The 12,719-nt window shown below is 59.4% G+C and carries 11 protein-coding genes; 6 read left to right on the top strand and 5 right to left on the bottom strand.

Annotated features, from left to right (window positions below; all coding sequences use genetic code 11):
• Positions 1–30 precede the first annotated feature (30 nt).
• Entirely contained in the window at positions 31–1,677 is a 1,647-nt protein-coding gene (gene murJ / locus ABIB48_RS11515) for a murein biosynthesis integral membrane protein MurJ (RefSeq protein WP_354213044.1), read from the bottom strand.
• 226 nt (positions 1,678–1,903) lie between these two features.
• On the bottom strand, positions 1,904–2,434 hold the full coding sequence (locus ABIB48_RS11510; RefSeq protein ID WP_315914604.1) for an NUDIX hydrolase: 531 nt from the start codon (positions 2,432–2,434) through the stop codon (positions 1,904–1,906).
• A gap of 139 nt (positions 2,435–2,573) precedes the next feature.
• On the opposite strand from ABIB48_RS11510, the gene ABIB48_RS11505 reads away from it, so the two are divergent.
• The 4 genes from ABIB48_RS11505 (at position 2,574) to ABIB48_RS11490 (ending at position 7,777) form a co-directional block, all read left to right on the top strand.
• Positions 2,574–4,097 carry a CCA tRNA nucleotidyltransferase gene (locus ABIB48_RS11505; protein WP_315914603.1) on the top strand — a complete coding sequence of 508 codons (1,524 nt, stop codon included), beginning with the start codon at positions 2,574–2,576 and terminating at the stop codon, positions 4,095–4,097.
• Positions 4,098–4,140: 43 nt separating this feature from the next.
• Positions 4,141–4,770, top strand: coding sequence for a histidine phosphatase family protein (locus ABIB48_RS11500; RefSeq protein WP_354213043.1), 630 nt, complete (start codon positions 4,141–4,143; stop codon positions 4,768–4,770).
• A 68-nt stretch (positions 4,771–4,838) separates the two neighbouring features.
• Entirely contained in the window at positions 4,839–6,320 is a 1,482-nt protein-coding gene (locus ABIB48_RS11495) for a glycosyltransferase family 87 protein (RefSeq protein WP_354213042.1), read from the top strand.
• A 2-nt stretch (positions 6,321–6,322) separates the two neighbouring features.
• The gene (locus ABIB48_RS11490; RefSeq protein WP_354213041.1) at positions 6,323–7,777 is read left to right on the top strand and encodes a phytoene desaturase family protein; all 1,455 of its coding nucleotides are present in this window, start codon (positions 6,323–6,325) and stop codon (positions 7,775–7,777) included.
• 85 nt (positions 7,778–7,862) lie between these two features.
• Here ABIB48_RS11490 and ABIB48_RS11485 read toward each other — a convergent pair whose 3' ends face one another.
• The 3 genes from ABIB48_RS11485 to ABIB48_RS11475 form a co-directional block, all read right to left on the bottom strand.
• Entirely contained in the window at positions 7,863–8,252 is a 390-nt protein-coding gene (locus tag ABIB48_RS11485; RefSeq protein ID WP_110105723.1) for an META domain-containing protein, read from the bottom strand.
• Between the two features lie 109 nt (positions 8,253–8,361).
• A complete protein-coding gene (locus ABIB48_RS11480; RefSeq protein ID WP_354213040.1) occupies positions 8,362–9,060 on the bottom strand; it encodes an ABC transporter ATP-binding protein in 699 nt (232 codons plus the stop codon).
• A gap of 225 nt (positions 9,061–9,285) precedes the next feature.
• Positions 9,286–10,395 carry an ABC transporter permease gene (locus tag ABIB48_RS11475; protein ID WP_354213039.1) on the bottom strand — a complete coding sequence of 370 codons (1,110 nt, stop codon included), beginning with the start codon at positions 10,393–10,395 and terminating at the stop codon, positions 9,286–9,288.
• 189 nt (positions 10,396–10,584) lie between these two features.
• Here ABIB48_RS11475 and ABIB48_RS11470 point away from each other — a divergent pair, with 189 nt between their 5' ends.
• Both ABIB48_RS11470 and ABIB48_RS11465 read left to right on the top strand, forming a co-directional pair.
• On the top strand, positions 10,585–11,961 hold the full coding sequence (locus tag ABIB48_RS11470; protein WP_354213038.1) for a sensor histidine kinase: 1,377 nt from the start codon (positions 10,585–10,587) through the stop codon (positions 11,959–11,961).
• Complete coding sequence (locus ABIB48_RS11465; protein ID WP_110105727.1) at positions 11,954–12,604, top strand: response regulator; 651 nt, start codon at positions 11,954–11,956, stop codon at positions 12,602–12,604. The genes ABIB48_RS11470 and ABIB48_RS11465 overlap by 8 nt, the downstream gene beginning before the upstream one ends.
• Positions 12,605–12,719 lie beyond the last annotated feature (115 nt).

Raw genomic sequence — 12,719 nt, 5'->3', positions numbered from 1 at the left:
GTATCACGGAACGGCGTTGGTCCAATATCTTTATTTTCCGGGTATCAGATTGCGTACTTTGTTGATCAGCGGATTCAAAAGGGCATCAATTTCATCCACACGCAGCTGCTTCAAAACCAGAACATAGACCACCGCCATGGCAGATCCCACAACAGCCAAGGTCACCACTGACGCTTGAATAGATGTCCACATAAAGCCTCCGGTTGCGGAGCTTCCAAAAAGCCTCAACAAAAGCTCCCCAACAATGCCGCTAAGGAGGGCCGCAGCGAGAAAACGCATATGTGCGCGCAGAATAAGGCCGCCACCGTAGTCGCCCAGTTGGGCCTTCAGTAATCGGTGGCTGATCATGGGCCCTACGAAGTTGCTGATGGTGTAGCTCAGTGCAATGCCGTAAATGATCCATTCCGGGGGCAGTTGACCGGCTATCAATACACAGCTTAGAAGCACAGCCACTGCGATGCATTGCAGAATGAATGGGGTCTTGGCATTCTCCTGAGAATAGAAAACTCTGTTGAGAATGAAATTGATACTGAAGAACGGAGCCCCGACGGCCAAAATAGCCAGCGTGATGGCCACCTGACGGCCCACCAGCTCCTGATTTCCGCTAAAGAGCATCCCGAGGGGACCGGACAGCACCAGCAAAGCCATAGCGGCAAAGACCGTAGCCATCCCCGTGGTCCGCAACGCACTGGAGACGGAGGATCGCAACGCCGGAAGGTTCTTGCTTGCTGCGGCGTGTGCCATGGCCGTAAACATCACCGTGGCAATGGACAACGCAATGGTTGAATGCGGCATGATGTACATCTCGGTTGCACGGCTCAATACCAGAGCGCCAGGATACACAGACCCACCAGCGTTGCTGTCTGCGCCGCTCGGGATGGTGGCGATGCGCAGGATGAGGATAAAGCTCAAGTTGCCAATAATCATGGTTCCCATGGTCCATGTGGCGATCTTGGCAGTGGCTCCTAGCCCTGCGCCCTTCAAAGAGAACTTGGGGCGCAGGTTCAAACCCAGACGGTGAACAGGTATAAGCAACACCACGGACTGGGCGATGATGCCGAGAGTGGCGGTACCGGCCAGGATCCACGATTGTCCGGTGGTCCAGTTACCGACCGTGTGCGGGTTAGTCGCGGAGCTGCCAGCAACAAAAATGAACACGAGCAATCCGGTAATGGCCACCACATTGTTCACCACAGGGGCCCAAGCGTAAGCCTTGAAGGAGTTATGCGCATTGAGGACTTGCCCCAACAGCGAGAACAACCCGTAAAAGAAGATCTGTGGCAACAAGAACAAACCAAAGGTAATGGCGAGTTCTAGTTGCTTACCTGTGAACGAAGTTGACAGGCTCATGATGGGTACCACAAGGAGCATGACGACGGCGGTCAGCGTCAGCAGACCCAGAAGTCCTAGGGTCAGCAGCCGAGAAATGAATTCACGGCCGCCATCAGGATGCTTGCTGGCCTTGGCAATCTGCGGGATCAACACGGCATTGAAGACACCTCCTGCCAGCATGAGGAAGATCAAGTTGGGCAGGTAGTTGGCGCCTTCAAAAATGTCACCGATGACCGTGCCGGCCACGGCGATGCTCAAGATAATTCCCTTAATCAACCCCAAAATACGGGACACCAAGGTGCCAACTGCCATGTTGGCGCTGGAACGCGCAGCAGAAGGGCTCATGCGTCCCTTGCTCGCGGTATGAGCTAGGGGCGGAGCGGGGACAAGAGCAGGGTTCCGGGGAGGCACACGCGGTGCGGCTACGGGTTTAGGCGGGATGTTAACCCGTTCAACATTAGACATCACCACCATCATCTCATTGCAGCCTTGAGACGCGCTGACAATGGACACGCACTGAGCGTGGACTCATGGGAGTGCACGCTCACTATCCTGAGCGGCGGCTACTGGACTAAAAATATTCCGGTAATAATTCCCGCGCCAAATCGGTGATGCGCCGCTCATTGGGGAAGGAGAGCTTTCTTGCCAGCTCATTGAGCGGCACCCAAGCGACATCTACTGCTTCATGGTCCGGATCGTTCTCAATGGTTAAGAACCCGCCGGTGGCACGCAACAAGAAGTGATGGACCGTTTTGTGCACTCGGTGGCCGCTAACGGTAAACCAGTAGTCAATGCTGCCCAGGGGAGCCAGAATCTCCCCGGCTATGCCGGTTTCTTCCTCAATCTCCCGGACAGCAGCCTCTGCATGAGTTTCCACACCTTCGGGATGCCCCTTCGGCAGGCACCACTCAAGCCGGCCGCCACGGTTGATGCGGGCAATGATGGCAACCTGGGGAACACCTTGGTGCATTTCCACCACCACACCACCTGCCGAGACTTCCTCAATAGTGGGTAACTGGCTCGGTGCTGCGGGCGCTCCGAGTGCTCCCATTGCCGGTGGCAACGGGTTCCTCTTGGGCGCGCGCGGCACGGGGTGGACCATGCAGTCCACTCTAGCTATCTTTGGCCTTGGATGATGACAGGCCCAGCGGTGCAGTTTTGCGGTGCCTTATGAGTAGCGAGGCGGGATTGGTGTCCTGGACAAACCCGGGAGGGTAAAAGTCTGGCATTCTTAAGGGACCATGGATTTAGTGCCTGATACCTCAAAATTTGACCCGGTTGTTCTTGAACTGGGGATGCTCTTTGCCAATGCTGGCTTTGAGCTTTCCCTCGTTGGCGGACCGGTCCGCGACTTGTTTCTGGGCCGGGTTTCTCCCGACCTAGATTTCACCACGAATGCCACCCCGGATGAGATTCTCGCCGTGGCAAAAAAATGGGCGGATTCACACTGGGAGATGGGCCGCGACTTTGGCACTATTGGCTTTCGCAAACGCAACTCTGCGAAAGAGGTGCTCCTCATTGAGGTCACCACTTACCGAGCAGAAGCTTACGATCCGGACTCCCGCAAACCCGTAGTGGCTTTTGGCACCTCCCTTGTGGATGACCTGCAGAGGCGTGACTTCAGCGTCAACGCAATGGCGTTGCGGCTGCCCGCCATGGAACTTGTGGACCCGTTCGGCGGTGCCAAAGACCTGGCCGCCGGGCTGTTGCGCACGCCGGGAACTGCTGAAAATTCCTTTTCTGATGATCCCCTGCGCATGATGCGCGCCGCACGCTTTGCCTCGCAACTTGGCTTCACATTGCATCCGGACGTGCTTGCTGCCATGAAGGACATGGCCGGGCGTATCAGCATCATCTCAGCCGAGCGGGTTCGCGAGGAGCTGGTCAAGCTCATTTGCGGTGCCCACCCGCGGGCCGGGATCGATATTTTGGTGGAAACGGGCTTGGCCGAACTGGTGCTGCCAGAGATTCCAGCGCTTAAGTTGGAAACCGATGAGCACCACAGGCACAAGGACGTTTACCAGCACTCACTGCAGGTTCTGGAGCAGGCTGCCACCTTGGAGACAGGGCCGGAGGGGCCTGTTCCCGGGCCAAACTTTGTTTTGCGTTTTGCTGCGTTGATGCACGACGTCGGCAAGCCCAAGACCCGCCGTTTTGAACCGGGCGGCGCGGTCAGCTTCCGCCACCACGATCTGGCCGGGGCGAAACTCACGGCCAAGCGGATGAAGGCGCTGCGTTTTGACAACGATTCCATCAAGGCCGTTTCCCGGCTTGTGGAGCTGCATATGCGCTTTTACGGGTATGGGGAATCGGGCTGGAGTGACTCCGCCGTTCGCCGTTATGTGACGGATGCGGGCCCGCTGTTGGAGCACCTGCACCGGCTAACCCGTTCCGATGTGACCACAAGAAACCAGCGCAAGGCGGATAGGCTCTCCTTTGCCTATGATGATCTGGAACAGCGCATTGCTGTTCTGGCGCAGCAGGAAGAGCTGGATGCTATCCGTCCTGACCTTGACGGGGCTGCCATCATGGCCCTGCTCGGCATCAAGCCAGGGCGTGTGGTGGGCCGTGCCTACAACTTCCTCATGGAGCAGCGGATGGAACACGGTCCGCTGGGGCCGGATAAGGCGCAGGCCGTCCTCCGCGACTGGTGGACGGAGCAGCCCGAGTCGCAGCCTGAGGCGGCACATGCGCCACGAGTGCCACAAACGCCTAAGTCAGAGCTTGAAGGCGCAGCTAAGTCCGCGGGTCCTGCAGAAGACTGACGAGTGAGATTCATAATAATATTCTCTGATTGGAATATACGCAATGAGTAATATATCAAAGGGAAGCACTCCGACCAGTGCAACAGCAGCCCTGGGCGGGCCAAAACTCTGGCTATTGCGCCATGGCGAGACCGAGTGGTCCCGCAGCGGCCAGTACACGGGATTGACGGACTTGCCGTTGACACAGGTGGGAGAGGACCAGGCACGCTCCGCGCAGGCTGCATTGGCCGGCGTCGACTTTGACCTTGTTCTTACATCCCCATTGCAGCGGGCATACCGTACGGCGATTCTTGCCGGCTTCCCTGAGGCAATTGTGGAACCCAACGCGGTGGAATGGGACTATGGCGATTACGAAGGCGTTGACAGCGCTGTGGTGCGCGCGGAGAACCCCGGGTACTTGATTTGGGACAACGGAGTTCCCAACGGGGAAACTCTGGAGCAGGTGGGAGAGCGTGCGGATCGGATTGTGAGCCGGGCATTGGCCATCACCCGGGAGGACGGCAACCCTGCCAACGTTCTGTTGGTGGCCCACGGACATTTCCTGCGCATCATGGCCGCCCGCTGGCTGCGCTTGCCGGCCGGTTCCGGCAGGCATTTTGTGTTGGGTACAGCCAAAGTTTGCACGCTCGGATGGGATAAGAAAACCCCTGCGATCGAACAGTGGGGACTGTAGCACCGGCGTCGAGGTAATGCGCACACACCAAGCGGGCCATGAGGGGTTGAACAGGTAGGCTCGTAGCCATGCATCACTCACAGGCTTCGGGGACTCAAACCCGGCATCCCATTGTTGTGCCATCACGCAGCGACAACTTGCTGCGCACGTGGACCGAGGCTGTGGGCGGACCTCTGGGTACGCGCACTTCGCCGGGGCAGACCAACCCGGGTTTCTTCACTGTTGAGCGTGTTCTTGTCCTGATGGCAGCCGTTTCGGCGCTGATTGCAGTCATGACCAAGTCCCACTGCCGCACGGACGGCTGGACAACTCCCGACCAGTACTCCACAGTGTGCTTTTCGGTTTTCCCCAACGCTTTTGTTGATGACTCGGTGGGGACCTTGCTCCCCTTTTTCTCCCAGGGTTCCCCCTTTGAGCAACCGGTTCTGGCTGGCTGGATTGCCACAATCACTGCATGGCTGACGGGCAGTGCCGGGACAGGGGCCTTGCGCCAACTGGCTTTTTTTGACGTCAATGCGGCACTCATTGCGGCGGCTTGGATTACCGCCGTGGTACTAGTTGCCCGGACATCCGGGCGCAGGGTGTGGGACGCCGCCATGGTGGCAGCCAGCCCGGTGCTGATCTTGATGGCCTATGTGAGCTGGGACTTCTGGGCTGCGGCACTGGTCAGCGCCGGGATTTACCTCTTCGCTCGGAAGAAGACACTCTCGGCAGGAGTCTTCTTTGGCGTGGCCGCACTGGCCGCACCATACCCCATCTTCATCCTCATGGCGCTGGTGTTCCTAGGTATCCGAACCGGCCACGTAGCCAAGATGCTCGAGCTGATTGCCGCAGCGGCCATCGCCTGGCTACTGGGTTTGGCCCCGATCATGGCCATCAACCCGCCAGCCTTCCCGGATTACCTCAAAAACCTGATTTCCGCTGACGCCACGGAGTCCTCTCTATATGGGGGAATTAACTTGATTGCGGCCCGCATGGGCTGGCCGACTCTTGAGATTGGTGCCATAAATGCCATGTCAGGCATGCTCTTGATCTTGTTGGTAGCCGGGCTGTTGGGTTTGGCGATCTATACGCCCAGAACACCCAGGGTGGCACAGCTGGTGTTTATTGCGGCAGCAGGATTCATGGTCTTGAACAAGGGCACCGAACCGTGGCATGCGGTGTGGTTGGTGCCGCTGATTGCATTGGCCATGCCACGGTGGCGCCCGGTGCTTGTATGGCAGGCCGCGATCGTGACGCACTTTATTGCCCTGATGCTTTTCCGCAGCAAGAGCCTCGGTAACATCAGTAACCAGCACGCCATAGACACACCCTTTTTCCTCATGGCAGCCGTCATAGGCACAGTGGCAACCTGCATCATGGTGGGCTTGGTGATCCGTGACATGTTTGTGCCTGCCTATGATGTGGTGCGCCGTGCAGGGGTGGCCGATCCCCAGGGTGGGGTACTGCTGGAACCGAGGGCGGAATCCCTGATGGAGAAGGACTCCGGGGAAGGACTGCCTGGGAAAGAACTGCCAGGACAAGCGCCAAAGATTGCGGAAGTGCGCTGATCATGGTGGATGTTGCTGTTGTGGGTTCTGGCCCCAATGGCCTAGCCGCCGCTGTGACCTTGGCACGCGCGGGGCTGTCGGTGCAGGTTTTTGAAGATGCCGATTCGATTGGCGGAGGGACGCGTACTGCAGAAAGTACCTTGCCGGGTTTTCTTCACGATGTGTGCTCTGCCGTCCACCCCATGGCCTTGGCCTCGCCCTTCTTCCGAGCCTTCGAGCTGGAACGCCGGATAGAGCTGCTGGTACCTGAGGTCTCCTACGGGCACCCGCTGGACGGTGGCCGGGCCGGAATTGCCTACCGCGGCCTAGACCGAACTGTTGAGGCACTGGGCGCGGACGGGCCGGTTTGGCGCGCCCTGATGGAACCCCTCCTGCGCCGGCTGGAGGGGGTTGTTGATTTCACGCAGGGACCGCTGCTGCGACTGCCCAGGGATCCGTTGGCGGTGCTGAAATTTGGGGCCAGGGCCCTGCTGCAAGGAACGCCGGCATGGAACCTTGGCTTTGCGTTAGACGTGGCACCGGCCATGCTGACAGGAGTGTCCGCACATGCCATTGGCCGCCTACCGTCACCGTCCGCTGCGGGGGCGGGACTGCTGTTGGGAGTCTTGGCGCATGCCGGGGGCTGGCCGGTTCCCAAGGGCGGCTCACACGCTATTTCCCAGGCGTTGGCCGATGATCTGTTAGCCCACGGAGGCCGGATTGAGATGGGAGTACGCATTGACAGCGTGGCCGAATTACGGGCTGCAACGGGCGCCACTGCCATCATCGCCAGCACTACGCCGCGTGCCCTGGTTGGGATGGCGGGTGCCGAGCTGCCATCTGCTTATGCGCGGAAGTTGGAATCCTTTAGCTATGGGGCAGGTGTGTGCAAAGTAGATTTTGCCCTTTCCGGACCTGTCCCGTGGACCGCGACCGATCTGCGGGCTGCGCCGACCTTGCACTTGGGCGGATCGCGGGAACAAATAGCGTTTGCCGAGAGTGAAGTGCTGGCAGGACGCCACCCAAAGAACCCTTATGTGCTCGCGGTGCAGGCAGGAGTTATTGATCAGACTCGGGCGCCGGCAGGACAACACACTTTGTGGGCCTACACGCACGTTCCGGCAGGATCCTCACGTGACTGCACAGCAGAGATCATTGATGCCGTAGAGAAGCACGCCCCAGGTTTCAGAGACTTGATCCTGGCAAGTTCAGTACAGAGCGCTCATGATGTGGGCGCCTACAACCTCAATTATATTGGCGGTGACATTGGCTCTGGAGCGGTCACCATGAGGCAGCTTTTACAACGCCCCGTGGTATCGATGGAGCCGTGGCGAACGCCCGTGCAAGGGCTCTACCTGGGATCAGCTTCCACCCCTCCCGGGCCTGCCGTGCATGGGATGGGCGGCTGGTTTGCAGCAAAATCTGCGTTGAAGCACACCTTTGGGCTGCCAATGCCAGCCTTGGGGGTGGATGTTTAAACGTGTGGCCCGCAGCTAACGCTGCGGGCCACACGTTTAAACATCCACCCGATGCTTAGGGTGGAGGATCAGGCTACTCTCAGAATTAGTTTCGGCGATCCAGAGTACCGATGGGGAGTCCCGCTGCATCCTTAATGCTCAAAACATCACCATTGATGACACCGCCAGCGGCCTTGGTTAGCCACTGGTCTACGCCTTCGCAAGCCATTTGAGTGCCGCTGAGCTGTGAAAAGGAGAGCTTGCCCTCAACCAGGAACCACTGGCCGGTAATCCGGTTGCAACCATCGCTGCCGCTGATGAAACCTGCTTGTTCGAAATCTGGGCTTTTATCGGCTCCCAAGGAGAGCTCCAAATAGGGTTGCTTGTCGGTGTTGTAACCATTGCCCCATGTGCCAACGGGGCCTGTTGCGGCACCGCAGGAAGAGATGGTCAAAGCAAGGAGTAGGCTGCCGCCAAGGGCTGCAATGCGTTTCATGATGAGGGGGGCTCCGATCGCGCTGGTCTATACATGCGTTTCCCTTATGTTATTGCATGGCCGCACAATCACGGCTTTTGCCTCCGGCGGGACGCTCGGATAACTGGGTCTAGAAGCTGCCAGCCAGTGCGGGCACCGGGGCGGTCAGGACGCCGTCGCGCATGGTGGCAACCAAGTCGGTGAGTGGGACAAACTCGGTGTCGTGCGTGACCATGATGGTGGCCACATTGAACTCGTCGCTGACCTTACGCAGCAACCGTACGATCGAATCGCTGCGAGCGTGGTCAAGGGCGGCTGTAGGTTCATCAACCAACAAGAGTTTGGGGTCGGCCATTAGAGCACGGGCTATATTCACGCGCTGACGCTGACCACCGGAGAGCTGGTGGGGACGTTTGCCAGCGCAATCGGCCAGCCCCACGAGGTCCAACAGTTCGGCGGCACCCACTGCAGCAGCCTTCAAGGACTTGCCGCGAAGGTGGTCAGTGATGATCAGCTGCTCCGAGGCAGTGAGCGAGGCCAACAGGTTGGGCTGTTGGAAGATGATCCCTACCTTGTCACGGCGCAGGGATGCCAGCTCTTTCTCGGAGAGTGCCGTGGCGTCCACGCCGTCGATCATGACAAGGCCCGAGGTGGGCTTGACCAAGGTTGCGGCAACCGCCAGCAGGCTCGACTTTCCGGAGCCGGACGGGCCCACTAGGGAGACAAACTGGCCGGGGTGAACTGTGAGGTTCACGGCGTCCAAGGCCGTCATTACCCCATCCCCATCGGGGTATTGCAGTGTCACATTGATCAGGTTCAAAGCAGTCATTTGGAGTTTCCTTAACAAATGGAAGGGGAAAGCTGTGTGTCTGGCGTGGTTGGGCCCACGCGTCCGAGGGTCCCGCTGCGAGCTTGCGGGCTGTGTGTCTGGCGTGGTTGGGCCCACGCGTCCGAGGGTCCCGCTGCGAGCTTGCGGGCTGTGTGTCTGGCGTGGTTGGGCCCACGCGTCCGAGGGTCCCGCTGCGAGCTTGCGAGTAGTGGGAGGGCGTGGGGACTAGTTGCCGCCGAGGGCGATCATGGCGTCGACCCGGGTGACCTTGCGGACAGCCAAGGCTGAACCGGCCAGGCCCAGGAGCACAATGCCGATTACCGGGAGCAAGGTGGTGGCCGGTGTGAGCAGAAACGGTGCACCCATTGCGGCGAAGAAACCGCCAACAATTCCCACGAGCCCACCAAGCCCGGCGCCTGCCACCAACACGATCGCCGCCTGCGTCAACGCGTCCCTCAACAAGTACGGACCGGATGCGCCCATGGCCTTCAGTACCGCAATGTCACGGGTGCGCTGGACGGTCCACACGGTCAGGAACGCCACGATCACCAAGGCTGAGATGCCATACAGGAACGCCTGCATCATCATGAGTGAGCCGTTCTCGCTCTTGTAGCCGCCCAGTCCTGCAAAGGCGCCGGTCCGCGTGGTGCTTACTGTGCCAGCGGCAGAGTTGGCGGCTGCGGTATCAACTGTTGCGCCGCTGCTGTACGTCACGGCCAAGGCAGTGGCGAGCTGGTTCGCGTCGCTCACATGCGCAATCTTGGTCCAGGCCGGCAATGACGTCCACACCACGGAGGAGTGTGAATACCATTGCTGGGGCACAATGGCGCTGACCCTCAGGTCCACACCGCCGAGGGTGACCATGTCGCCGGTGTCCAACGCCAAATCCTTGGCCACGTCCGCGCCAATGACCACCGTCTCATCGGTGACGGCCGACGGCGCGATCCCGCCACCTGTGCCATCCCCGCCGACACCAAAGACAGCCACGTTCGTGGTGCCCTGGCTAGCTCCCTTGGCCTGGAAACGGGTCTGGTTGATACCCAGCGGCACCACCGAGGCAACGCCGGGGGTCTTGGCCCATGAGTGCGCCTGTTCCTGGCTCACTTCACTTTCAGTGAAGGAAACCTTGGCCTCATTCTTGCCGGGGGCACCAAACACCACCTGGTTGACGGCGATGCTGCCGCCGAGTTTTTCCAGTGCCGAGGTGTTTTGATTGCCCAGCCCTGCCGTCAGGCCGGACAACATCACCAACAGGAGGCTGATGAGTGCAACCACGGAGCCCATAAGGGCGAACCGTCCCTTGGCAAAGCGGATGTCTCGGATTGCGAGGAACATAGAAGGCCTCTTTCAGATGCTGGAAGAACTAGTGTTTTTCCATGTGGATCAGTCATTACTTCAACTCTCCTGCGAAAACACTTCGCCTCCATCGCGGGGTTGGTTGATAGCGCGGAAGCGAGAGGTTGATAAGCCAATCAACCAATTGGTTGATGCGCAGAGGGGGCCACCAGCACTTATGCTGGTGGCATGTCTGCCGTGGATGCCCCGCCCGTCACGAATGCCCCGCCCATCACAAGTACTTCACCCGGCACGAGTACTGCGATTCTGCGATTCCTTCGCGTTACCTTGCATGTTGGCTTCGCAGTATTGCTGGCGGTAGGGGTTAGCCGCCTGCTCCTAGAAGCCGGTGAGCGCCCCAGCAGGTATGTCTACTTCGGGCTCAGCGTTGCGCTGGCACTGGTCTACCTCGTGGGGACGGTGGCTGAAAAGCGGTTCTCGGCCGGCAGGCTTCAAAAGAATCCACGCCGTTGGGCTGTGCTGTGGCTGGGCCTGATCACGGTGATGTGGGCAGTGTTGATGTTTGGATCAGTGGAATTTTCCTGGCTGGTCTTTCCGCTATTTTTCCTTCATCTGCATCTCCTGCCGCGGTGGGCGGGTATCGGCATGGTTTTGGTGATGACAGCGGGGGTGATACTTGCCCAGTGGGCCTCCTCCGGGGCTGATTTCCCCCCTCTGCCTGTGGTGCTGGGACCGGTTTTTGGCATGGCTTTTTCGATCGCCACTGCCAAGGCGTACAAGCTGCTGTATCAAGAAGGCGAGGCCCAGCGCCACGCTGCTGAGGAGCTGCGGCGCACCCGGGCCGAACTTGCCTCTACCCAGCACGAAGCAGGTGTTTTAGCTGAACGTGCACGACTGGCCCGAGAAATCCATGACACCCTGGCCCAAGGATTTTCCTCCATCATTTTGGTCTCCCGGGCGGCCCGGCGCAGCTTGGATTCAGGGGATCTGGAATCCGCCGGTGAATCTTTGACGATGGTGGAGGCAACGGCAGCCGAGAATCTGGCCGAGGCACGAAATTTTGTCCGCGGGCTCTCTTCGCCGGCGTTGGCTCAAACATCTCTCGTGGAGGCCCTGTCCAGGCTCTGTTCCAAGACGGAGCGTGAGGCGGCTGCCCGCGGCGGCCAGCTAGCGTGCAGTTTCCGGCTGGACGGGGAGCCTGTGGAGATCCCGCAGCCATACAAGGTCACCTTGTTCCGTGCCGCAACCACGAGTCTGGCCAATGTCTGGCTGCACGCCCACGCCACGTCCGCCGTCGTGAGTTTGGCGTTTTTGGGAAGTGAAGTAACTCTTGACGTGTACGACGACGGACGTGGCTTTGATCCGGATATCCTCCCCGGCGCGGTGGCTGGGCGGTCTGATGGAAGTGGCTTTGGGCTGCGCTCCCTCCGGGAGAGGGTGGTTGTCCAAGGCGGTACTCTGGCCCTGGAAACAGCCCCCGGTGAAGGAACAGTGGTAGCCATCCGGTTACCGCTAGGGGCGGGGGTTGATACTGGGTTTAATGCGGGGCTGGGTACTGAATTGGGTACTGGTTTGAGTTCGAGACAAGGGGATAGTAATGGGTGAAATTCGGATTTTGCTGGTGGATGACCATCCGGTAGTGCGTGCGGGATTGCGAGCCATGCTCACCGAGTTTGAGGGGTTCACCGTGGTGGCCGAGGCGCCCGAGGGTGGTGCCGCCATCAAGGAAGTCCAGCGGCTCGCGATGCTTGGTGAACCTGTGGACGTGGTGTTGATGGATCTGCAAATGGGTGCCGGCATGGACGGTGTCAGCGCCACCAAGGCCATCAAGGAATTGACCGGGGCACCGCCAGTGCTGATTCTGACCACCTATGACACCGATGCGGACATTTTGGCGGCGGTAGAGGCCGGGGCCAGCGGGTACATGCTCAAGGATGCGCCGCCAGAGCAGATCCGCAGTGCTGTGCAATCGGCCGCGGCGGGACAGACGGCACTGGCACCAGAGGTTGCTGCGCGGCTCATGGGCCGGATCCGCAACCCTGCCCCCGCACTGTCCGGGCGCGAGGTGGAATTGGTGGAGTTGCTCGCCACGGGAATGGGCAACAAAGCAATCGCAAAACAGTTGTTCATCTCTGAAGCAACTGTCAAAACACACCTTGTACACATTTACGACAAGCTGGGCGTGGACAACCGGACAGCCGCCATCTCCGTTGCCGTCTCACGTAGGATTATTCGCAGTGCTGGCTGAAACCGTGCACGCCCGTACGAGGAAGATTTATAAGTGACCCGAGCCATTTCGGGCAGTAAGAATTATGTGTAATGTGAGCTAGAACACGGGGTGGTACGTGGGCAATATGGCTCCT

The organism is Arthrobacter sp. UYCu511, assembly GCF_040547105.1.
Classification (GTDB): domain Bacteria; phylum Actinomycetota; class Actinomycetes; order Actinomycetales; family Micrococcaceae; genus Specibacter; species Specibacter psychrochitiniphilus.
This window is presented reverse-complemented; position numbering and strand designations above follow the sequence as displayed.